This window comes from Variovorax sp. UC74_104 (genome assembly GCF_044055375.1).
Classification (GTDB): Bacteria; Pseudomonadota; Gammaproteobacteria; order Burkholderiales; family Burkholderiaceae_C; genus Variovorax.
In genome coordinates this window covers 2,074,065-2,094,761 of sequence record NZ_CP171978.1, presented here as the reverse complement: position 1 = coordinate 2,094,761, position 20,697 = coordinate 2,074,065, and the positions used below count along the sequence as shown (strand labels likewise).

At 67.4% G+C, this 20,697-nt stretch carries 19 protein-coding genes; all 19 read right to left on the bottom strand.

Going from position 1 to position 20,697, the window contains the following annotated elements:
• Window positions 1-8: 8 nt before the first annotated feature.
• The 19 genes from hisG to aroB all read right to left on the bottom strand — a co-directional run bounded on the left by hisG (window position 9) and on the right by aroB (window position 20,686).
• On the bottom strand, window positions 9-650 hold the full coding sequence (hisG, locus tag ACHMXA_RS09725) for an ATP phosphoribosyltransferase (protein ID WP_126182678.1): 642 nt from the start codon (window positions 648-650) through the stop codon (window positions 9-11).
• Window positions 647-1,951 carry a UDP-N-acetylglucosamine 1-carboxyvinyltransferase gene (gene murA, locus ACHMXA_RS09720; RefSeq protein ID WP_395320440.1) on the bottom strand — a complete coding sequence of 435 codons (1,305 nt, stop codon included), beginning with the start codon at window positions 1,949-1,951 and terminating at the stop codon, window positions 647-649. Before murA ends, hisG begins: the two co-directional genes overlap by 4 nt.
• A 42-nt stretch (window positions 1,952-1,993) precedes the next feature.
• On the bottom strand, window positions 1,994-2,236 hold the full coding sequence (locus ACHMXA_RS09715; RefSeq protein ID WP_019654412.1) for a BolA family protein: 243 nt from the start codon (window positions 2,234-2,236) through the stop codon (window positions 1,994-1,996).
• A gap of 21 nt (window positions 2,237-2,257) precedes the next feature.
• Complete coding sequence (locus ACHMXA_RS09710) at window positions 2,258-3,022, bottom strand: ABC transporter permease (protein ID WP_395320437.1); 765 nt, start codon at window positions 3,020-3,022, stop codon at window positions 2,258-2,260.
• Window positions 3,023-3,103: 81 nt separating this feature from the next.
• Window positions 3,104-4,051: an ABC transporter ATP-binding protein gene (locus tag ACHMXA_RS09705; protein WP_019654414.1), complete on the bottom strand. Its 948-nt coding sequence runs from the start codon at window positions 4,049-4,051 to the stop codon at window positions 3,104-3,106.
• Between the two features lie 86 nt (window positions 4,052-4,137).
• Window positions 4,138-4,413 (bottom strand): lipid asymmetry maintenance protein MlaB, encoded by a 276-nt coding sequence (locus ACHMXA_RS09700; protein ID WP_126182675.1) that lies wholly within the window; start codon window positions 4,411-4,413, stop codon window positions 4,138-4,140.
• Window positions 4,414-4,429: 16 nt separating this feature from the next.
• Complete coding sequence (locus tag ACHMXA_RS09695) at window positions 4,430-5,086, bottom strand: phospholipid-binding protein MlaC (RefSeq protein ID WP_176667952.1); 657 nt, start codon at window positions 5,084-5,086, stop codon at window positions 4,430-4,432.
• A gap of 159 nt (window positions 5,087-5,245) precedes the next feature.
• Complete coding sequence (locus ACHMXA_RS09690; protein WP_176667951.1) at window positions 5,246-5,980, bottom strand: VacJ family lipoprotein; 735 nt, start codon at window positions 5,978-5,980, stop codon at window positions 5,246-5,248.
• Between the two features lie 26 nt (window positions 5,981-6,006).
• Window positions 6,007-6,495 (bottom strand): outer membrane lipid asymmetry maintenance protein MlaD, encoded by a 489-nt coding sequence (gene mlaD / locus ACHMXA_RS09685; RefSeq protein WP_093196378.1) that lies wholly within the window; start codon window positions 6,493-6,495, stop codon window positions 6,007-6,009.
• Window positions 6,496-6,631: 136 nt separating this feature from the next.
• Window positions 6,632-7,414, bottom strand: a complete 783-nt coding sequence (mlaE, locus tag ACHMXA_RS09680; RefSeq protein ID WP_093196380.1) for a lipid asymmetry maintenance ABC transporter permease subunit MlaE — start codon at window positions 7,412-7,414, stop codon at window positions 6,632-6,634.
• Window positions 7,411-8,241 (bottom strand): ABC transporter ATP-binding protein, encoded by an 831-nt coding sequence (locus tag ACHMXA_RS09675; protein WP_395320433.1) that lies wholly within the window; start codon window positions 8,239-8,241, stop codon window positions 7,411-7,413. Before ACHMXA_RS09675 ends, mlaE begins: the two co-directional genes overlap by 4 nt.
• A 163-nt stretch (window positions 8,242-8,404) precedes the next feature.
• Window positions 8,405-9,883, bottom strand: a complete 1,479-nt coding sequence (locus ACHMXA_RS09670) for a glutamate synthase subunit beta (RefSeq protein WP_176667949.1) — start codon at window positions 9,881-9,883, stop codon at window positions 8,405-8,407.
• A gap of 168 nt (window positions 9,884-10,051) precedes the next feature.
• On the bottom strand, window positions 10,052-14,818 hold the full coding sequence (locus tag ACHMXA_RS09665) for a glutamate synthase-related protein (RefSeq protein ID WP_395320430.1): 4,767 nt from the start codon (window positions 14,816-14,818) through the stop codon (window positions 10,052-10,054).
• Between the two features lie 185 nt (window positions 14,819-15,003).
• Window positions 15,004-15,699 (bottom strand): transposase, encoded by a 696-nt coding sequence (locus ACHMXA_RS09660; protein WP_395320428.1) that lies wholly within the window; start codon window positions 15,697-15,699, stop codon window positions 15,004-15,006.
• 41 nt (window positions 15,700-15,740) lie between these two features.
• On the bottom strand, window positions 15,741-16,619 hold the full coding sequence (locus ACHMXA_RS09655; protein ID WP_395320426.1) for a class I SAM-dependent methyltransferase: 879 nt from the start codon (window positions 16,617-16,619) through the stop codon (window positions 15,741-15,743).
• Complete coding sequence (locus ACHMXA_RS09650) at window positions 16,616-17,191, bottom strand: DUF1415 domain-containing protein (protein ID WP_395320424.1); 576 nt, start codon at window positions 17,189-17,191, stop codon at window positions 16,616-16,618. Before ACHMXA_RS09650 ends, ACHMXA_RS09655 begins: the two co-directional genes overlap by 4 nt.
• Window positions 17,188-18,450 carry a CynX/NimT family MFS transporter gene (locus ACHMXA_RS09645; protein ID WP_395320422.1) on the bottom strand — a complete coding sequence of 421 codons (1,263 nt, stop codon included), beginning with the start codon at window positions 18,448-18,450 and terminating at the stop codon, window positions 17,188-17,190. The genes ACHMXA_RS09650 and ACHMXA_RS09645 overlap by 4 nt, the downstream gene beginning before the upstream one ends.
• A complete protein-coding gene (locus ACHMXA_RS09640; RefSeq protein ID WP_395320420.1) occupies window positions 18,447-19,577 on the bottom strand; it encodes a deoxyguanosinetriphosphate triphosphohydrolase in 1,131 nt (376 codons plus the stop codon). Before ACHMXA_RS09640 ends, ACHMXA_RS09645 begins: the two co-directional genes overlap by 4 nt.
• A complete protein-coding gene (aroB, locus tag ACHMXA_RS09635; protein ID WP_176667942.1) occupies window positions 19,574-20,686 on the bottom strand; it encodes a 3-dehydroquinate synthase in 1,113 nt (370 codons plus the stop codon). Before aroB ends, ACHMXA_RS09640 begins: the two co-directional genes overlap by 4 nt.
• Window positions 20,687-20,697: the final 11 nt, after the last annotated feature.

Here is a 20,697-nt window from a genome sequence, read left to right as displayed (position 1 = left end):
GGCTCTTCTCAAGCCTTCGGAATAGCCGACGCGAAGGCGTCGATGATGTGGCGGATCGGCTCGCGCTTGAGCTTCAGCGCGGCCTGGTTCACCACCAGGCGGGCGCTGATGTCCATGATGCGTTCCACCTCGACGAGGTGGTTGGCCTTGAGCGTGTTGCCTGTGGAGACCAGGTCGACGATGGCGTCGGCAAGGCCCGTGAGCGGCGCCAGCTCCATGCTGCCGTAGAGCTTGATCAGGTCGACGTGCACGCCCTTGCTGGCGAAGAAGTCGCGCGCCAGGCCCACGTACTTGGTCGCCACGCGCAGGCGCGAGCCCTGCTTCACGGCCGAGGCGTAGTCGTAGTCGGCGCGCACGGCCACGCTCAGGCGGCAGGCGGCGATGCGCAGGTCCAGCGGCTGGTAGAGGCCCTGGTTGCCGTGTTCGAGCAAAACGTCGAGGCCGGTCACGCCGAGGTCGGCGCCGCCGTACTGCACGTAGGTCGGCACGTCGGAGGCGCGCACCAGCACCACACGCACGTCGGGGCGGGTGGTGCCGAGGATGAGCTTGCGCGACTTCTCGGGGTCTTCGGTGACCTCGATGCCGGCGGCGGCCAGCAGGGGCATCGTCTCCTCGAAGATGCGGCCTTTGGAAAGCGCCAAGGTAATCATGCGGCTGCGGCTCCGGTCAGTCGTTCGATGTCGGCGCCGAGGCCGCGCAGTTTGGCTTCCATGCGGTCGTAGCCCCGGTCGAGGTGGTAGATGCGGTCGACCAGCGTCTCGCCCTCGGCCACGAGGCCGGCGATGACGAGGCTGGCGGACGCGCGAAGGTCGGTGGCCATCACGGTGGCGCCCGAGAGCTGCTGCACGCCCTCGACCATCGCCACCTTGCCTTCGACGTGGATGTGGGCGCCCAGGCGCACCATCTCGTTCACGTGCATGAAGCGGTTCTCGAAGATGGTCTCCGTGACCATCGAGGCGCCGCGCGCGATCACGTTCAGCGCCATGAACTGGGCCTGCATGTCGGTCGGGAAGCCCGGGTATTCGGTGGTGCTGAAGCTCTGCGCCTTCAGGTGCTCGTAGGCCGGCCCCCTGGAGGCGATGCGCACGCCGTCCTTCTCGGACGTGATCTTGCAGCCGGCGTCGCGCAGCTTGTCGATCACCGCGTCCAGATGGTCGCCGCGCGCATGGCGCAGGAAGGCCTCGCCGCCCGTCGCCGCCACGGCGCACATGAAGGTGCCGGCCTCGATGCGGTCGGCCACCACGGCGTGTTCGCAGCCGTGCAGCTTCTCGACACCCTGGATGCGGATGTGGCTGGTGCCGTGGCCTTCGATCTTGGCGCCCATGCGGATCAGCATCTCGGCCAGGTCGACGATCTCGGGCTCCTGCGCGGCGTTCTCCAGCAGCGTCTCGCCCTCGGCCAGCGCGGCGGCCATGAGGAAGTTCTCGGTGCCGGTGACGGTGACCATGTCGGTCAGGATGCGCGCGCCCTTCAGCCGCGTGCGCCCGGCCGGCAGGCGCGCGACCATGTAGCCGTGATCGACCACGATCTCGGCACCCATGGCCTGCAGGCCCTTGATGTGCTGGTCGACCGGCCGCGAGCCGATGGCACAGCCGCCGGGCAGCGACACCTTGGCGTGGCCGAAGCGCGCCAGCAGCGGGCCCAGCGCCAGCACGGAGGCGCGCATGGTCTTGACCAGCTCGTAGGGCGCCTCCGGCTTGGTGAGTTCGGCCGCATTGAGCCGCACCGTGCCGCCATCTTTGTCGTTCGCGTCGCGCTCGGCCGAAACGCCCATGTTGCGCACCAGCTTGAGCATGGTCGACACGTCCTGCAGGCGCGGCACGTTGTGCAGCACCACGGGCTGGTCGGTCAGCAGGGCCGCGCACAGTTCGGGCAGCGCTGCGTTCTTGGCGCCGGAAATGAGTACTTCGCCGCGGAGCTCTCGCCCGCCGCGAATCAGAAGTTTGTCCATCGAAGTTCCAGCGAAATCAGGAGGCCGCCAGGGGCCGGGGAGTTATTTTTCCACCGCCGCCCATTCGGCCGGCGTGTATGTCTTCATCGAAAGCGCATGCACCTCGTCGGTGTGCATTTTCGCACCCAGGGTGGCGTAGACCCGCTGGTGGCGCTGGATCGAGCGCTTGCCCTCGAATTCGGCCGAGACGATGGTCGCGTACCAATGTCGGCCATCGCCCTCCAGCGAGATGTGCTCGCACGGCAGGTGGGCGGTGATGATGGCTTGGAGCTGGTCAGCGGTCATGGGGATCGTGGAAGGAGGCGTTCAGCCCCGGATTTTGTAGCCTATGCGCAGGAGATGGATGGCAATGGCGCTCACCACCAGCCACGCGGTGCCGACGATGCCCAGGCTGAGCCAGGGCGAGGCGTCGCTCACGCCGAAGAAGCCGTAGCGGAAACCGTCGATCATGTAGAAGAACGGGTTCAGGTGGCTGACGCTCTGCCAGAACGGCGGCAGCGAGCCGATCGAATAGAACACGCCCGACAGGAAGGTCATGGGCATGATCAGGAAGTTCTGGAACACCGCCATCTGGTCGAACTTCTCGGCCCAGAGCCCGGCGATGAGTCCCAGCGTGCCCAGCATGGCCGAGCCCAGCAGCGCGAACACCAGGATCCAGCCCGGCGCGACGAAGCTCGGCTGCGCGAACAGCACCGTCACCACGAACACGCCCAGGCCCACGGCCAGCCCGCGGATGATCGACGAGCCCACGTAGGCGAAGAACCAGCCCCAGTGCGACAGCGGCGTGAGCAGCACGAAGACCAGGTTGCCCATGATCTTGCTCTGGATGATGGACGACGAGCTGTTGGCGAAGGCGTTCTGCAGCACGCTCATCATCACCAGGCCCGGAACGAGGAAGGCGGTGTAGCCGACGGTGCCGTAGACCTTCACGTGGTCTTCGAGCACGTGGCCGAACACCATCAGGTACAGCAGCGCGGTGAGCACCGGCGCGCCCACGGTCTGGAAGCCGACCTTCCAGAAGCGCAGCGTTTCCTTGTAGAGCAGCGCGCGCCAGCCAGTGACGGCCATCATGAGGCCCCCTTGCACGGCACTGCGTGCCCGTGCTTCCCCCGAGGGGGAGCTTCGCTTGCTTGGGGCGGCCCGGCGCGGCGCTCATCGCGCCACCTCCAGCGGAGTCTGCTCGCCGGCCATCAGGTCGATGAACACGTCTTCCAGGTCGGCCTTGCGCATTTCCACGTCTTCCACCGTGACCCCGGCTTCGCGAATGGCGGCCAGCAGTTGTTCGACTTCATGGGCGTTCTGCGCCGGCAGCTGCACGATGCGCCCGGTGATACGCGCGTGCTGTGCGATCGCCCAGGGCAGCATGGCGTCGGTCTTGAAGCGCAGCACGTTGCTCGCGGCCGATTTCAGCAGCTCGCTGGTGCGGTCGAGCGCGATCACCTTGCCGAGCTTGAGCATCGCGATGCGACTGCACAGCGCCTCGGCCTCTTCGAGATAATGGGTGGTGAGCAGTACGGTGCTGCCCTGCTTGTTGAGCCTGGCCACGAACTGCCAGAGCGTCTGGCGCAGCTCGACGTCGACGCCGGCGGTGGGCTCGTCGAGCACGATCACCGGCGGCTTGTGCACCAGTGCCTGCGCCACCAGCACGCGGCGCTTCATGCCGCCCGAGAGCTGGCGCATGTTGGCCGTGGCCTTGTCGGCCAGGCCCAGGCTCTGCAGCAGCTCGTCGATCCAGGCCTCATTGTTGGTGATGCCGAAGTAGCCCGACTGGATGCGCAGCGACTCGCGCACGTTGAAGAAGGGATCGAACACCAGCTCCTGCGGCACGATGCCGAGCTGCCGGCGCGCCTGCGCGTACTCGCGCTGCACGTCGAATCCATGGACGCTGATGGCGCCCGCCGTGGGCCGCGAAAGGCCGGCGAGCATGCTGATCAGGGTGGTCTTTCCCGCGCCGTTCGGGCCGAGCAGGCCGAAGAACTCGCCCTCCTCGATCTGGAAGCTGACCTCATCGACCGCCTTGAGCCCGGACTTGCCCTGGGCTTTCTGCTGTCTGGAAGGGGGATAGGTCTTGGAGACCGACTGGAATGAGATCGCGGGCATGGAAGCCCGCGATTTTAAGGTGCCGCTCTACAAGCTGCCTTGCAGCGGCCCGATACCCTCATGCCGCCCCCGCCGGGGCCAACGGGTCAGGGCGCGGCGGGCAACAGTCCGGCAATGCCGTACAGGGCCGCCAGTTCGCGCAGCCGGGGCGAGAGCCCCTTGACTGAGAAACCGCGCCCCAGAGCGCTCGATTCGCGCCGGCATTCGAGCAGCACGGCCAGCGCAGAGGAGTCGAAATGGGTCAGCGCCGTCGCGTCGACCACGGTCGACGACGAGTCGGCCTGGCCCTTGAGCCCCTGCTGCAGCATGCGCATGCAGGCGGGGGCCTCGTCATGGGTCAGTCGGGCGGGCAGGACCAGCATTGCGCGCGGCTCCGGCTCAGCCCTTGCCGTTGCCCTTGTTGCGCGCGGCCAGCGCGGCGATCAGGCCGTCGATGCCGCTCTTGTTGATTTCCTGCGCGAACTGGGTGCGGTAGGTATCGACCAGCCACACGCCCAGCACGTTCAGGTTGTAGACCTTCCAGCCGGCGCCCTGGCCGGGGGTCTTCTCGAGGCGGTAGTCGAGCTGGACCGGATCGCCGCGGCCCTTGACCTCGGTGCGCACCAGCACGTCCTTGTCGTCGGGCGAACCGCGGAACGGACGCACGGTGACGGTCTGGTCGGTCACCTGGTCGAGCGCGCCGGCGTAGGTGCGGACCAGCAGGGCCTTGAATTCGTCCTGCAGGCGCTTCTGCTGCTCGGGAGTGGCGGTACGCCAGGCCGGGCCGACGGCCGAGGCGGTCATGCGCTGGAAGTTGACGTTCGGCATGATCTTGCTGTCGACCAGCACCATGATCTTGTTGACGTCGCCCGACTTGATGGACGAGTCGGCCTTGATCGTCTCGAGCACGTCGGTCGACAGGCGCTTGACCAGTGCATCGGGCGCCTCGTCGGCGGCACGCGCGGGCTGGACGAAGGCGACGGCGGCACTGAACAGCAGTGCGCCGGCCAGAGCCAGGCGGCCGAGATCGCGACGTTGCAGGGTCTTGTTGTTCATGGAGAGTCCCTCATTCAAGTTTGAAAATCCGCAGGCACCCGGAAAAAACCGGCTGCTGAGACAGGAACGGATTCGAGCCCCACCGGGCCGACGGGGTTCCTGTCCGGGAGGTGAAGCCTTGCAACCGGATGCAAGCGGCCTGCCCTCCCTGCGTGGTCTTTATTTGTCGGCGCCCTTGTCCATGCCGCCGCCGTCGTCGGGCGGGTTGCCGTCGTAGACCTGGCTGCGGCGGCGCTGCAGGTACGCATCGCGCGTGAACGAATACTTGTCGAGCGCCGCGTCGCCGAGCAGGCGGCTCGCGCGCAGGTACTGCGAGCGCGTGTCGACGACGCGCAGCACCGTCAGCGAATTGCGCCAGGGGATGTCTTCCACATGGCCCAGCGGGTCGCCCCACATGTCGAGCGGCTTGGCGGCGGTGTCGCGCAGCGTGGAGGAGCCCAGCAGCGGCAGCACCACGTACGGGCCGGAGCCCACGCCCCAGTAGCCCAGGGTCTGGCCGAAGTCTTCCTCGTGGCGCGGGATGCCCGCCTCGGTCGCCACGTCCAGCACGCCGCCGAGGCCGAAGATGGTGTTGACGTTCAGCCGCATGAAGGTCTCGGCGCTGTTCTGCAGCTTGAGCTGGGCCACGTTGTTGGCCAGGTTCCAGACGTCGCCGATGTTGCTGAAGAAGTTGTTCACGCCGGTGCGCACCATGGAGGGCAGCGCGTTCTGGTAGGCCGTGGCCGCGGGGACCAGCACGGCATCGTCGACGGCGTCGTTGAAGCGCGAGACGCCGCGGTTGAACGGCTCGAAGGGGTCGGCGGGGTTGGCGCTGGGGCCAGTCGCGCAACCGGCGGCCAGGGCGAGTACTGCGCCGGCGCCAATCCAGCGGGCGCAATTTGCTACGTTATTCATAGCAAAAGACAAAGAAGATCGTGTTTTCATTTCTTGTTGGCTGTTCCAGACGTGGAATTTCCCTCCGCCGCCTTGCTGTACAGGAACTGGCTGATCAGGTTTTCCAGCACCACGGCCGACTGGGTCGCAGTGATGGTGTCGCCGGCTTGCAGGTTCTTGTCCTCGGCGCCCGCCTCGATTCCGATGTACTGCTCGCCGAGCAAGCCACTGGTCAGGATCTTGAGCGAGCTGTCCTTGGGAAAACTGTAACGGTTTTGCAAAGCCAGCGTGACGTCTGCCTGAAAGGTCTTGTCGTTGAAGGAGATGGATTCCACACGGCCGACCACCACGCCCGCGCTCTTCACCGCGGTCTGCGGCTTCAGGCCGCCGATGTTGTCGAAGCGCGCCGTGACCGAATAGGTCTTCTGGAAGTTCAGGCTCAGCAGGTTGGCCGACTGCAGCGCGAGGAACAGCAGCGCAGCAGCGCCGATCAGGACGAACAGGCCGACCCAGATGTCGTTGTTGGAACGTTGCATATCGACTCTTCCTAAATTCCAGCGGTTTGGCTCATTCGGGGAACACCGCAGAACCGGCTTTGCCGGGCTGCAGGTGTTGCCCCCTGCAAGGGGGTTGGCGGCCACACGAAGTGGGCAAGCCTGGGGGTGTGCCTGGTCATATGCTGAACATCATGGCGGTGAGCAGGAAGTCCAGCCCCAGCACCGCCAGCGACGCCGACACCACGGTCCGCGTGGTCGCGCGCGACACGCCCTCGGGCGTGGGCTGGGCCTCGTAGCCCTGCAGCAGCGCGATGAAGGTCACGGTGAAGCCGAAGACGATGCTCTTGATGACGCCGTTGCCGACGTCGCGCCACACGTCGACGCCGCCCTGCATCTGACCCCAGAACGCGCCCGGGTCCACGCCCAGCATCATCACGCCCACCACGTAGCCGCCCAGGATGCCGACCGCGCTGAACACGGCCGCCAGCAGCGGCATGGTGATGACGCCGGCCCAGAAGCGCGGCGCGAGCACGCGCTGCACCGGGTCGATGGCCATCATCTCCATGGCGCTCAGTTGCTCGTCGGCCTTCATGAGGCCGATCTCGGCCGTCAGCGAAGTGCCGGCGCGGCCGGTGAAAAGCAATGCCGCCACCACCGGACCGAGTTCGCGCACCAGGCTCAGCGCGACCAGCAGGCCGAGCGCTTCGGAAGACCCATACCGCTGCAGCGCGTAGTACATCTGCAGCCCGAGCACGAAGCCCACGAACAGGCCCGACACGCCGATGATCGCCAGCGAGTAGTTGCCCAGGAAATGGATCTGGTCGCGCACCAGCCCGAAGCGGCGCATGATCCGCGCGCCCGGACCGACCAGCCGCATGAAGAGCTTCGCGCCGTAGCCCAGGTTGGCCAGGTGGCGGCGCGTGGCAAAGCCGGCGTCGGATGGCTTCCACCAGGTCATGAGCGCCCTCCTTCGACGTTGCCGAAGTCGTCCTCGATGCTGACGCCCGGGTAATGGAAATGCACCGGCCCGTCGGGCAGCGCATTGACGAACTGATGAACCAGCGGATCTGCGCTTTCGCGCACCTCGGCGGGCGTGCCCTGCGCGGCGATGCCGCCGTTGGCAAGGATGATCACGTGATCGGCGATGCGGAAGGTTTCTTCGAGGTCGTGCGACACGATGATGCTGGTGAGCCCGAGCGCGTCGTTCAGCTGGCGGATCAGGCGCGCGGCCGTGCCGAGCGAGATCGGGTCGAGGCCGGCGAAGGGCTCGTCGTACATCACGAGGTCGGGGTCGAGCGCAATGGCACGCGCCAGCGCCACGCGCCGCGCCATGCCGCCCGACACCTCGCTGGGCATCAGGTCGCGCGCGCCGCGCAGGCCGACGGCGTCGAGCTTCATGAGCACCACGTCGCGCACCAGCGCCTCGGAGAGCTGCGTGTGCTCGCGCAGCGGGAACGCCACGTTGTCGAACACGCTCATGTCGGTGAAGAGCGCACCGAACTGGAACAGCATGCCCATGCGCCGCCGCGCCGCGTAGAGGGCGCTCGCTTCCATCTTGCCGACATCGCTGCCGTCGAAGAGCACCTCGCCGCGCTGCGCCTTCTGCTGTCCGCCGATCAGGCGCAGCACCGTGGTCTTGCCGCCGCCTGAGGCGCCCATCAGCGCCGTCACCTTGCCGCGCGGCACGGCGAACGAAACGCCATCGAGGATGGCGCGTGCGCCATAGCCGAATCTGACGTCGCGAAACTCTACGAAGGGATGTGGCAGTGGTGCGGCTGGGTCCATCTCAATAAAAATGCCGGGGCGCTCTTTCAAGCATCCCGGCATGCGGTTTGACGCGGATGATAACGGGGCCGTGGCCGCCCCCGCGAAACTGAAACAAAATTCAGCGCGGCGGCCGTCAGACCCTCGTCAGGAACTCGCTCTCGCCGAACGCGATCCGCGCGGATCAGCGAGGCAGGTCGCTGAAACCCATCAGGAATTCGTCCACCGATCGCGCAGCCTGGCGGCCTTCGCGAATCGCCCACACCACCAGCGACTGTCCGCGGCGGATGTCGCCCGCGGCAAAGACCTTCGGAACGTTGGTTGCATAGCCGCCGATGAAATCGACCGTTGCGCGGGCGTTGCCGCGTGCGTCCTTCTCCACGCCGAAGGCGTCGAGCACGTTGGCCACCGGGCTCACGAAACCCATGGCGAGCAGCACCAGGTCGGCCTTGAGCACCTGCTCGCTGCCGGGCACTTCCTGCATCCTGCCGTCCTTCCACTCGACGCGAACGGTCTTCAGGCCGGTGACCTTGCCCTTTTCGCCGATGAACTCCTTGGTGGAGATCGCGAACTCGCGTTCGCAGCCCTCTTCATGGCTGGAACTGGTGCGCAGCTTGATCGGCCAGTACGGCCAGGTCAGCGGGCGGTTCTCTTCCTCGGGCGGCTGCGGCATCAGCTCGAACTGCGTGACGCTGACCGCGCCATGGCGGTTGCTGGTGCCCACGCAGTCGGAGCCGGTATCGCCACCGCCGATGACGATCACGTGCTTGCCGTCGGCGCGCAGCTGGCCCTTGACCTTGTCGCCCGCGTTGACGCGGTTCTGCTGCGGCAGGAACTCCATCGCGAAATGAATGCCGTCGAGGTCGCGGCCGGGCACCGGCAGGTCGCGCGACTGCTCGGCGCCGCCGGTGAGCAGCACGGCATCGAACTCTTTCTGCAGCTGTTCGGGCGTGACGGTTTCCTTGGCCAGGTTCGTGACCTTGGAGCCCTTGCCCAGCGGATCCTTCGCGGCGCCGACGATCACGCCGGTGCGGAACACCACGCCTTCGGCCTTCATCTGCTCGACGCGGCGGTCGATGTGCGACTTCTCCATCTTGAAGTCGGGAATGCCGTAGCGCAGCAGGCCGCCGATGCGGTCGTTCTTCTCGAAGAGCGTCACGTCGTGGCCGGCGCGCGCCAGCTGCTGAGCCGCCGCCATGCCGGCCGGGCCCGAACCCACCACCGCCACCTTCTTGCCGGTCTTGTGCTTGGCGACGCGCGGCGCCACCCAGCCTTCGTCCCAGGCGCGGTCGATGATCGCGTGCTCCAGCGACTTGATGCCGACAGCGTCGTCGTTCACGTTGAGCACGCAGGCTGCCTCGCAGGGCGCGGGGCAGATGCGGCCGGTGAACTCGGGGAAGTTGTTGGTCGAGTCGAGCACCGCGAAGGCGTTCTGCCAGTCGTTGCGGTACACGAGGTCGTTGAAGTCCGGAATGATGTTGTTGACCGGGCAGCCGCTGTTGCAGAACGGCGTGCCGCAGTCCATGCAGCGCGCACCCTGCACCTTGGCCTGTTCGGTGTTCAGGCCGACGACGAATTCCTTGTAGTGCTTGACGCGTTCGTCGACGGGCTTGTAGCCCTCTTCGATGCGCTCATGCTCCATGAAGCCGGTGATCTTTCCCATCGTGGTTCCTTTCACACCCCCGTCGCTTGCTCACTGCGTGTAGCCGCCTCCCCCCTCGAGGGGCAACACCGGCGGCCCGGCAAAGCCGGTTCCGCGGTGTTCCCCGAAGGGGTCGAGACAGTTTCACGCGCTGCATGCGATGCGGGGGCTCGTTGTGTTGGTTGATCTTCAAGCGGCGGCGGGAGCCGACTGCGGTGCGGGGGCGGCCAGCGCGTGCGGCTCCAGGCCGATGTGCGCGTTGTTGCCGCTGCTCGTGAGCTCGACCTTGCGGTCGTGCAGTTCGGCGAGCGCGCGCTTGTATTCGTTGGGGAAGACCTTCACGAACTTCGTGCGCGACACGGACCAGTTGTCGAGCAGCTCGCGCGCGCGCTTGCTGCCGGTCCAGCGGTGGTGTTCCTCGAGCAGCTTCTTCAGCTGGGCCTCGTCGGTCTCGCCGCCATGCCAGATCTTGCGGTGCACGCTGGCGGTCTGCTCGGCCGAGGTCAGCACCTTTTCGAGCGAGACCATCGACAGGTTGCAGCGCGATGCGAACTGGCCGTCCTCGTCGTAGACGAAGGCGACGCCGCCGCTCATGCCGGCTGCGAAGTTGCGGCCGGTCTTGCCGAGCACGGCCACCGTGCCGCCGGTCATGTATTCGCAACCGTGGTCGCCGGTGCCTTCGATGACCGCCGTGGCGCCCGACAGGCGAACTGCGAAGCGTTCGCCGGCCACGCCGCACAGGTAGGCCTCGCCGGTGGTCGCGCCGTACAGCGCGGTGTTGCCGACGATGGTGTTGCGCGCCGCTTCGCCGCGGAAGTCGAGGCTGGGGCGAACCACCACGCGGCCGCCCGAGAGGCCCTTGCCGGTGTAGTCGTTGGCGTCGCCGATCAGGTACAGCGTGATGCCTCGCGCCAGGAAGGCGCCGAACGACTGGCCGCCCGTGCCTTCGAGCTGGATGCGGATCGAGTCGTCGGGCAGGCCCTGCGGATGCACCTTGGTCAGCGCGCCCGAGAGCATCGCGCCCACCGAACGGTTGACGTTGCGCGCCACCTCGATGAACTGCACCTTCTCGCCCTTGTCGATGGCGGGACGCGACTTCTCGATGAGCTTGACGTCCAGCGCCTTGTCGAGGCCGTGGTCCTGGTTCTCGACATGGAAGCGCGGCACCTCGGCCGGCACGTTCGGCAGCGCGAACAGACGGCTGAAGTCCAGGCCGGCAGCCTTCCAGTGCTCGATGCCCTTGCGCATGTCGAGCAGGTCGGCGCGGCCGATCAGGTCGTCGAACTTGCGGATGCCGAGCTGGGCCATGATCTGGCGCACTTCTTCCGCGACGAAGAAGAAGTAGTTGACGACGTGCTCGGGCTTGCCCGAGAACTTCTTGCGCAGCACCGGGTCTTGCGTGGCCACGCCCACCGGGCAGGTGTTCAGGTGGCACTTGCGCATCATGATGCAGCCCTCGACCACCAGCGGCGCCGTGGCAAAGCCGAACTCGTCGGCGCCCAGCAGCGCGCCGATGGCGACGTCGCGGCCGGTCTTCATCTGGCCGTCAGCCTGCACGCGGATGCGGCTGCGCAGGCGGTTGAGCACCAGCGTCTGCTGCGTCTCGGCCAGGCCGATTTCCCACGGGCTGCCCGCATGCTTGATCGACGACCAGGGCGAAGCACCCGTGCCGCCGTCATGGCCGGCGATCACGACGTGGTCGCTCTTGCACTTGGCGACGCCTGCAGCGATCGTGCCCACGCCGATCTCGCTCACCAGCTTCACGCTGATGCTGGCGTGCGGCGCGGTGTTCTTCAGGTCGTGGATGAGCTGCGCCAGGTCTTCGATCGAGTAGATGTCGTGGTGCGGCGGCGGGCTGATGAGGCCCACGCCCGGCACGGCATAGCGCTGCTTGCCGATGTACTGCGTGACCTTGCCGCCCGGCAGCTGGCCGCCCTCGCCGGGCTTGGCGCCCTGGGCCATCTTGATCTGGATCTGGTCGGCCGAGTGCAGGTACTCGGCCGTGACGCCGAAGCGGCCCGACGCGACCTGCTTGATGCGCGAACGCAGCGAGTCGCCGTCCTTCAGCGGCAGGTCGACCTCGACGTTCTCGGCGCCGACGATGCTGCGCAGCGTGTCGCCCTGCTTGATCGGGATGCCCTTGAGCTCGTTGCGGTAGCGCGCGGGGTCTTCACCGCCCTCGCCCGTGTTGCTCTTGCCGCCGATGCGGTTCATGGCCACGGCCAGCACCGAGTGCGCCTCGGTGCTGATGGAGCCCAGTGACATCGCGCCGGTGGCGAAGCGCTTGACGATCTCGGCAGCGGGCTCGACTTCGTCCACCGGAATGGCCTTGGCCGGGTCGATCTTGAACTCGAACAGGCCGCGCAGCGTGAGGTGGCGGCGGTTCTGGTCGTTGATGAGCTGCGCGTATTCCTTGTACGTGTTCCAGTTGTTGGAGCGCGTGCTGTGCTGCAGCTTGGCGATGGCGTCGGGCGTCCACATGTGCTCCTCGCCGCGCGTGCGCCAGGCGTATTCGCCGCCGGCGTCGAGCATGTTGGCGAGCACCGGGTCGTTGCCGAAGGCGGCCTTGTGCATGCGGATGGCTTCCTCGGCGATCTCGAAGACGCCGATGCCTTCCACGCGGCTGGCGGTGCCGGTGAAGTACTTGTTCACCGTCTCGCTGTTCAGGCCGATGGCCTCGAACAGCTGCGCACCGCAGTAGCTCATGTAGGTGCTGACACCCATCTTCGACATGATCTTCGACAGACCCTTGCCGATGGCCTTGACGTAGTTGTAGACCGCCTTGTCGGCACTCAGCTCGCCCGGCAGGTCGGCGTGCATGGCCACCAGCGTTTCCATGGCGAGGTACGGGTGCACGGCTTCCGCGCCGTAGCCCGCCAGCACGCCGAAGTGATGCACCTCGCGCGCCGAACCGGTCTCGACCACCAGGCCGGCCGTGGTGCGCAGGCCCTCGCGCACCAGGTACTGGTGCACGGCCGACAGCGCCAGCACGGCGGGAATGGCCACCTGCGTGGGGCTCACGCCGCGGTCGCTCACGATCAGGATGTTGTTGCCGCCCTTGATGGCATCGACGGCTTCGGCGCACAGCGACGCCAGCTTGGCCTCGACGCCCTCGTCGCCCCAGGCGAGCGGGTAGGTGATGTCGAGCACGTAGCTCTTGAACTTGCCCTGCGTGTACTTGCCGATGTCGCGCAGCTTCGCCATGTCGTCGAAGTCGAGGATCGGCTGGCTCACTTCGAGCCGCATCGGCGGGTTGACCTGGTTGATGTCCAGCAGGTTCGGCTTGGGGCCGATGAAGGACACCAGCGACATCACGATGGCTTCGCGGATCGGGTCGATCGGCGGGTTCGTGACCTGTGCGAAAAGCTGCTTGAAGTAGTTGTACAGCGGCTTGTTCTTGCTCGAGAGCACGGCCAGCGGGCTGTCGTTGCCCATGGAGCCGATGCCTTCTTCACCAGCTTGCGCCATCGGGCTCATCAGGAACTTGATGTCTTCCTGCGTGTAGCCGAAGGCCTGCTGGCGGTCGAGCAGCGGCACCTGCGACAGCGGTGCCTTGACCGCCTCAGCGGCCTCCGCCTTCACGCTGTCGAGCTTGATGCGCAGGTTCTCGATCCATTGCTTGTAGGGCTTGCTGTTCGCGAGGTTGGCCTTGACCTCCTCGTCGTCGATCAGGCGGCCCTGCTCCAGGTCGATCAGGAACATCTTGCCGGGCTGCAGGCGCCACTTGCGCACGATCTTCTGCTCGGGCACGGGCAGCACGCCCGACTCGGAGGCCATGATGACCAGGTCGTCGTCGGTCACGCAGTAGCGCGAGGGGCGCAGGCCGTTGCGGTCGAGCGTGGCGCCGATCTGGCGGCCGTCGGTGAACACGATGGAGGCCGGGCCGTCCCACGGTTCGAGCATGGCGGCGTGGTACTCATAGAACGCGCGGCGGCGCGGGTCCATGGTGGCGTGCTGTTCCCAGGGTTCGGGAATCATCATCATCACGGCCTGGCTGATGGGGTAGCCGGCCATCGTCAGCAGCTCGAGGCAGTTGTCGAAGGTGGCGGTGTCGGACTGGCCGGCGAAGCTGATCGGGTAGAGCTTCTGCAGGTCGGCGCCCAGCACGGGCGACGACATGACGCCTTCGCGGGCCTTCATCCAGTTGTAGTTGCCCTTGACCGTGTTGATTTCGCCATTGTGGGCGACGTAGCGGTACGGGTGGGCCAGCGGCCACTCGGGGAAGGTGTTGGTCGAGAAGCGCTGGTGCACCAGGCCCAGGGCCGAGACGCAGCGCTTGTCCTGCAGGTCGAGGTAGTAGGTACCGACCTGGTCGGCCAGCAGCAGGCCCTTGTAGACCACGGTGCGGCTCGACATGCTGGGAACGTAGTATTCCTTGCTGTGCTTGAGCTTCAGGCGCTGGATGTTGGCGCTGGCGGTCTTGCGGATCACGTAGAGCTTGCGTTCCAGCGCGTCCTGCACGATGACGTCGTTGCCGCGGCCGATGAAGACCTGGCGCAGCAGCGGTTCCTTTTCGCGCACGGTGGGCGACATGGGCATGTCGCGGTTGACCGGCACGTCGCGCCAGCCGAGCAGCACCTGGCCTTCGGCCTTGATCGCGCGCTCCATTTCCTGTTCGCAGGCTTCGCGGGAGGCGTGCTCCTTCGGCAGGAAGATCATGCCGACGCCATATTCGCCCGGCGGGGGCAGCGTGACGCCCTGCTTGGCCATTTCCTCGCGGTAAAGGTGGTCGGGCAGCTGGATCAGGATGCCGGCGCCGTCGCCCATCAGCTTGTCAGCGCCCACTGCGCCGCGATGGTCGAGGTTCTCGAGGATCTTCAAGCCCTGCAGCACGATGGCGTGGCTTTTCTCGCCCTTGATGTGTGCAACGAAGCCGACGCCGCAGGCGTCGTGCTCGTCGGCAGCGGAATAAAGACCGTGTTCTTGGAGATGCTTGATCTCGGCAGCCGTCGTCATGGCGCGCTCCTTCAGTTTTCGCAGGGAATCGGAGCATATTGCGTTGCACAAAGAATGCCAAACACTTTAATAGGGGTCGGATTCCATTTAAATGTTGAGTTTTTCGATAGGAATAAAATCAGGGACACATCAAAATAAGGAGCAAAAGAGCCAATCCATGCAGCGCATGGAGGCTGTTTTCCGGATCAGGACTGGGAGTTCGAAGGCGGCCGTCCGGCCTTTGCCTTGACCACGCGGCGCTCCGTGGACTTCTGCAGGCTTTCCAGAAAGTCGTCGTCGCCGGCTGCCCAGCCCCGCAGGGTGGCTTCGGTCAGAGCCTTCTGATCGGCCGTGCGCACCCCGGCGCGCACCAGTTCGACATACGCCGCCTCGCGCGCGAACGGCGTGTTGCCGAGTTCCCAGTACAGCGGATGCGGCGTCAGCAGCTTGTCGTGCCGCAGGCCGGCGTAGTGGCCGTGGCTGGACCACGGAAAGTCGCGCGCGTCGGCCACCATGCCCGCCCGCACCGGGTTGAGGTCGATGTAGGCCATGCAGGTCAGCAGGTAGCGGTCGGTCTGGATCAGCGTTGACCTGTAGCGCCCCTCCCACAGCGTGCCGCTGCGGCCATGGCGGTCGTTGAAGTAGCGCACGTAGCTGCGCCCCACCGACTGCATGAGCTGCGGCAGGCCGGTGGTGCTGTCCGGCGTGGCCAGAAGGTGGAAGTGGTTGTCCATCAGCACGTAGGCATGCACCGCGACGCCGAAGCGCGTGGCGTTCTCGGACAAGAGCGCGAGCAGCTTCTCGTGGTCCGCGCGGTCCATGAAGATCGGCTGGCGGTTGTTGCCGCGCTGGATCACGTGGTGCGGCATGTCGGCCAGCGTGAGGCGCGGAAGACGGGCCATGGATGAATTCGATCCGGCTGACGCGGGTTGCGCGCCCGCGCTCAGGCGAGCCGGAAGCGCGTGTCGCCGAGCTTGTCGAGCCCGAACTGCGCCAGCAGCTCGCGCAGCCGAGCCGCCGCGCTCGCCTTTCGCTGGCCGGTGTAACGCGCCAGGATCAGCTCGTTCTTCATGCTGTGCTCCCAGCCGACCAGTTCCGTCACCGTGACGCTGTAGCCGTTGGCTTCGAGATACAGGCAGCGCAGCACGTTGGTGAGCTGACTGCCGATCTCGCGCGTGTGCAGCGGATGGCGCCACAGCTCGGCCAGCGGCGTGCGCGACAGCGCCAGCGCCTTGGTCTCGCGCAGGCAGGCGGCCACTTCGGCCTGGCAGCAGGGCACCAGCACCATGCAGCGCGCCTTCTTGGCCAAGCCGAAGGCGATGGCGTCGTCGGTGGCGGTGTCGCAGGCATGCAGCGCCGTCACCACGTCGATCTGCTCCGGCAGCTCGCTCGCCCGGGCCGACTCGGCCACCGTGAGGTTCAGGAACGACATGCGCTCGAAGCCCAGACGCTTTGCGAGCTCGCGCGAACGCTCGACCAGCTCGCCGCGCGTCTCGATGCCGTAGACATGCCCGTCGCCCGACCTCGCCCGGAAGAACAGGTCGTAGATGATGAAGCCCAGGTACGACTTGCCCGCCCCATGGTCGGCCAGCGTGGCGCCCGCGCCCTCTTCCGGCAGCTCGCGCAGGAGTTGCTCGATGAACTGGAACAGGTGGTAGACCTGCTTGAGCTTGCGCCGCGAATCCTGGTTGAGCCGGCCCTCGCGGGTCAGGATGTGCAGTTCCTTGAGCAGCTCGACCGACTGGCCGGGGCGCAGCACCTCGGCCAGTTCGGCGTCGGCCTTGGCGGCCTTGTTCGTCTTCGGTGCGGTCTTGGTGTTCATGGCTTGGCGCTCCCCGGGCCGACCTCGAGTCGTGCCCAGCCTTCGGCACCCAGCGCCTCGAGCCTCTCGATGTTGCGCTCGAAGATCTCCTCCGCCTCCGGAAAGGCCTCGACCGCGCGGCTCACGCTGTCCTCGCGCAGCAGGTGCAGCGTGGGGTACGGCGCGCGATTGGTCGCGTTGCCGATGTCCTCGGCTTCGGTTCCGGCGAACTGGAACCGCGGATGGAAGCTCGCGAGCTGCAGCACGCCGTCGAATCCGGCGCGGGCGAGACGGCGTTCGGCGCGCGCCGTGAAGTCGTTGAAATCCAGGAAATCGGGCAAGGCGTTCGGTGCAATCAGAAGGGTTGTGTCGCGCACCGCGGCTTCCAGCGCCACGAGTTCTTCGGCCTGGGCAAGCAGCACGTCCATCAGGTCGGGCTCTTCGGCGGGCTCGTACACGGCGTAGTGGATCTGCTCCTTCACGTGCACGGCTTTCGCGAAGGGACACAGGTTGAGGCCGATCACCGCGCGTTCGAGCCAGCGCCGCGTGTCGGCCTCGGCCTGGGCGGCCCCGATTGTCGCCGGGCCCGTCATGCCATCTCCGCAGCGGGGCGAATGCGCCCCAGGCGCCGCGCGATCGCCATGCCGACCAGCGAACAGGCCAGCGTGGCCGCCCAGGTCCAGTGCCAGCCGCCGACGCAATGCGCCAGCCACGCCACCGCGGGCGGCGCCAGGAACTGGCCCAGCGCCGAGGCCTGCTGCATGAGTCCGATGGTCGTCGAAACGGTGGCGGGCCCGGGCGCAAGCCTCACGCCCAGCAGGAAGAGCGTGGCGGGCACCATGCCGCCTCCCAGCGAGAAGGCGCAGACGGCGATGTAGCGCAGCACCGGCGGCAGGCCCAGCGCGTCGGCGCCCTGCCCCATCTGCGCGAAAGCGGCCAAGCCGGCCAGCGCCATGGTGAGAAAGCCGAGCTGCAGCAGGCGCTGCGGAGCCACGCCACGCTGCAGCCAGCGTCCGCCGGCGACATTGCCGACGATGTTCATCGCGGCCGCCAGCGCGGTGAGCACCGCGTTCCACGCAGCCGGCACGCCCGCGCCCGCGTAGATGGCCGGCAGGAAGCCGATCACGGCGATCCATTGCGACGAGTACACGGCGAAGCTCAGCGCGACCAGCCAGGGCGCGCGGGCGCCGACGGTGGCGCGCAGCCGTGCCCCCCAACCGCCGGAAGCCGAACCCGTGACGGCCGGGCGCAGCCGGTCCGCCGGCACCACGAGCCAAAGCCCCAGCGCCGCCACGGCCGACACGGCCGACAGCGCCCACCACCAATCCACCCAGCCGCCCCAGCCGATGAACGCCGGCCCGACCAGCAGGGCCAGGGCCACGCCCAGCGGCATGTAGGCACCCCACAGGCCCAGCACCGCCTTGTCTGCCCCCGGAGGGGTCAGGGCGCGGATCAGCCCGGGCCCGGGCATCACCGCCAGCAGGAAGCCGACGCCTTCCACGGCGCGCAGCACCAGCAGCCATTGCACGGCGTGCGCGCCGTCGCCACCGAGTCCGGTACCGGCTGCGCCGCCGAGAAGACTGGCAAGCGTCAGCACGATCAGCCCGGTCAACATGCTGCGGCGAAGCCCGATGGTGTCCGCCGCCAGCCCGACCAGCAGCCCCAGCGTCATGCTGGCGACCTGGACCAGCGCGAGCAGGAAACCCGCCTCCACCAGCCCGATGCCGAGCGATGCCTGCAGCGCCGGCACGGCGGGCGGCAGCTTGCCCAGATGCAGGGAGCCGCTGACGCCGCCCAGCAGGACGGCCAGCGCGGCAATCGGAACGCGCGGCTTGCCGGCCTGCCCGCTCATGCGATGCCTCGCCTGCCGGTCAGCCGCTCATGCTCGCGCACGGCGAAGCGGTCGGTCATGCCGGCGATGTAGTCGGCGACGGCACGGGGCCTGTCCTGGCGTTCGTCGTAGGAAGCCGGCATCTCGGCGCCGCGCTCCAGGTAGGCCGCGAACAGCTCTCGCACCACTTCCCGCGCCTGGTCCGTGGTCTGCGTGACCTGCGGGTGCCGGTAGAGGTTGCGGAAGAGAAAGCGCTTCAGGTCTTCCGACTGGGCCTGCATGGTGCTGCTGAACGCCACGACGGGCGGCGCCTTGCGCACGGCATCGGCGTCGGCCGGCGCGAGAGCCTCCAGCGCCGCGCGCGTCGCGTCGATCACGTCGTAGACCTGCGCGCTCAGCATGCGCCGGATGGCTTCGTAGAGCACGCGGCGCCCCTGCAGGTGCGGATGCTCGGCCAGCGCCTCGCGGCGATGGCGTTCGAACAGCTCGACATCGGACAGCTGCTCGACCGTGATGAGCCCCGAGCGCACGCCGTCGTCGATGTCGTGGGCGTTGTAGGCGATGGCATCGGCCAGGTTGCACAGCTGCGCCTCAAGCCCCGGCTGGGTGCGGTCGAGAAAGCGCCGCGCCACGCCGTTGGGCTCCGCTGCCTCGAGCCGCTCTGCGTTCGCGCGCGAGCAGTGCTTGAGGATGCCTTCGCGCGTCTCGAAGCTGAGGTTCAGGCCGTCGTACTGCGGATAGCGATGCTCCAGCGCATCGACCACGCGCAGGCTCTGCAGGTTGTGCTCGAAGCCGCCGTGGCCGGCCATGCAGTCGTCGAGTGCGTCCTGGCCGGCGTGGCCGAAGGGCGTGTGGCCCAGGTCGTGCGCCAGGGCGATGGCCTCGACCAGGTCCTCGTTGATGCGCAGCGCCCGCGCGATCGAACGGCCCAGCTGGGCGACTTCGAGCGAATGCGTGAGCCGGGTGCGAAAGAGGTCGCCTTCGTGGTTCAGGAAAACCTGCGTCTTGTAGACCAGCCGGCGGAAGGCGGTGGAATGCACGATCCGGTCGCGGTCGCGCTGGAAGGCATCGCGCGTGGGCGCGGGCGGTTCGGCATGCCGACGGCCGCGCGAGCGCGCGGGCAGGCAGGCATAGGCCGCAAGGCTCATTGCTGCGCGCAGCTCTGCGCGAGCACTTCGCGCACGAGTGCGTCGGGCGCGCTGCGGACCACCGCGGAGCCGGGCCGGTCGATCACCACGAAGCGGATCTCGCCGGCCTCCGATTTCTTGTCGACGCGCATCAGCTCCAGGTAGCGGTCGGCGCCCAGCGCCGGGCCGACGATCGGCAGGCCGGCCCGGTCGATCAGCCGCGTGAGCCGTTCGACGAAGGCGGCATCGACGCCGCCGAGCCGCTGCGACAGCCGTGCCGCCATGACCATGCCGCAGCCGACGGCCTCGCCATGCAGCCATTCGCCATAGCCGAGCCCCGATTCGATCGCGTGGCCGAAGGTATGGCCGAAATTGAGGATGGCGCGCAGGCCGTTTTCGCGCTCGTCCTGCCCCACCACCAGCGCCTTGATCTCGCAGCTGCGCCTGACGGCATGGGCCAGCGCGGCCGGCTCCCGCGCGACGAGCGCATCGATGTTCGCCTCGATCCAGTCGAGAAAGGCCATGTCGTGGATCGGGCCGTACTTGATGACTTCGGCCAGGCCGGCGCTGAGTTCGCGCGGCGGCAGCGTCTGCAGCGTACCCAGGTCGCAGACCACGAGCTGCGGCTGATAGAACGCGCCGATCATGTTCTTGCCCAGCGGGTGGTTGATGGCCGTCTTGCCGCCCACAGAGGAGTCGACCTGCGCCAGCAGCGTGGTCGGCACCTGCACGAAGGGCACGCCGCGCATGTAGCTGGCGGCCGCGAAGCCGGTCATGTCGCCGACCACGCCGCCGCCGAGCGCGAAAAGCACCGTCTTGCGGTCGCTGCCGCGGCCCAGCAGCTCGTCGAAGATCAGGTTCAGCGTCTGCAGGTTCTTGTAGGCCTCGCCATCGGGCAGCTCGAGCAGGTGGACCGCCCTGAAACGGCCTGCCAGGGCGGATTGCAGCGCCTTGGCATAGAGCGGCGCCACCGTGGTGTTGCTGACGATGAGGGCCGTGGCCGAGGTGGGCACGGCATCGAAGCTCCGCGGGTCGTCCAGCAGGCCGGCGCCGATCAGGATCGGATAGCTGCGGTCGCCGAGCTGGATGTCGACGCGTTCTGGCGGGGCGGAGAGTTCGGACAGGGACATGGGCAGCGAGT

Bases quoted from the DNA above. Each gene is read 5' to 3' on its own strand.
- ACHMXA_RS09655 (WP_395320426.1), bottom strand. From the start codon at position 16,619: ATGAACACCAAGACCGCACCGAAGACGAACAAGGCCGCCAAGGCCGAC.
- ACHMXA_RS09670 (WP_176667949.1), bottom strand. From the start codon at position 9,883: ATGGGAAAGATCACCGGCTTCATGGAGCATGAGCGCATCGAAGAGGGC.
- aroB (WP_176667942.1), bottom strand. From the start codon at position 20,686: ATGTCCCTGTCCGAACTCTCCGCCCCGCCAGAACGCGTCGACATCCAG.
- ACHMXA_RS09665 (WP_395320430.1), bottom strand. From the start codon at position 14,818: ATGACGACGGCTGCCGAGATCAAGCATCTCCAAGAACACGGTCTTTAT.
- ACHMXA_RS09710 (WP_395320437.1), bottom strand. From the start codon at position 3,022: ATGATGGCCGTCACTGGCTGGCGCGCGCTGCTCTACAAGGAAACGCTG.
- ACHMXA_RS09715 (WP_019654412.1), bottom strand. From the start codon at position 2,236: ATGACCGCTGACCAGCTCCAAGCCATCATCACCGCCCACCTGCCGTGC.
- ACHMXA_RS09660 (WP_395320428.1), bottom strand. From the start codon at position 15,699: ATGGCCCGTCTTCCGCGCCTCACGCTGGCCGACATGCCGCACCACGTG.
- hisG (WP_126182678.1), bottom strand. From the start codon at position 650: ATGATTACCTTGGCGCTTTCCAAAGGCCGCATCTTCGAGGAGACGATG.
- mlaE (WP_093196380.1), bottom strand. From the start codon at position 7,414: ATGACCTGGTGGAAGCCATCCGACGCCGGCTTTGCCACGCGCCGCCAC.
- ACHMXA_RS09700 (WP_126182675.1), bottom strand. From the start codon at position 4,413: ATGCTGGTCCTGCCCGCCCGACTGACCCATGACGAGGCCCCCGCCTGC.
- ACHMXA_RS09645 (WP_395320422.1), bottom strand. From the start codon at position 18,450: ATGAGCGGGCAGGCCGGCAAGCCGCGCGTTCCGATTGCCGCGCTGGCC.
- ACHMXA_RS09695 (WP_176667952.1), bottom strand. From the start codon at position 5,086: ATGAACAACAAGACCCTGCAACGTCGCGATCTCGGCCGCCTGGCTCTG.
- ACHMXA_RS09650 (WP_395320424.1), bottom strand. From the start codon at position 17,191: ATGACGGGCCCGGCGACAATCGGGGCCGCCCAGGCCGAGGCCGACACG.
- ACHMXA_RS09690 (WP_176667951.1), bottom strand. From the start codon at position 5,980: ATGAATAACGTAGCAAATTGCGCCCGCTGGATTGGCGCCGGCGCAGTA.
- ACHMXA_RS09675 (WP_395320433.1), bottom strand. From the start codon at position 8,241: ATGGACCCAGCCGCACCACTGCCACATCCCTTCGTAGAGTTTCGCGAC.
- ACHMXA_RS09705 (WP_019654414.1), bottom strand. From the start codon at position 4,051: ATGCCCGCGATCTCATTCCAGTCGGTCTCCAAGACCTATCCCCCTTCC.
- mlaD (WP_093196378.1), bottom strand. From the start codon at position 6,495: ATGCAACGTTCCAACAACGACATCTGGGTCGGCCTGTTCGTCCTGATC.
- ACHMXA_RS09640 (WP_395320420.1), bottom strand. From the start codon at position 19,577: ATGAGCCTTGCGGCCTATGCCTGCCTGCCCGCGCGCTCGCGCGGCCGT.
- murA (WP_395320440.1), bottom strand. From the start codon at position 1,951: ATGGACAAACTTCTGATTCGCGGCGGGCGAGAGCTCCGCGGCGAAGTA.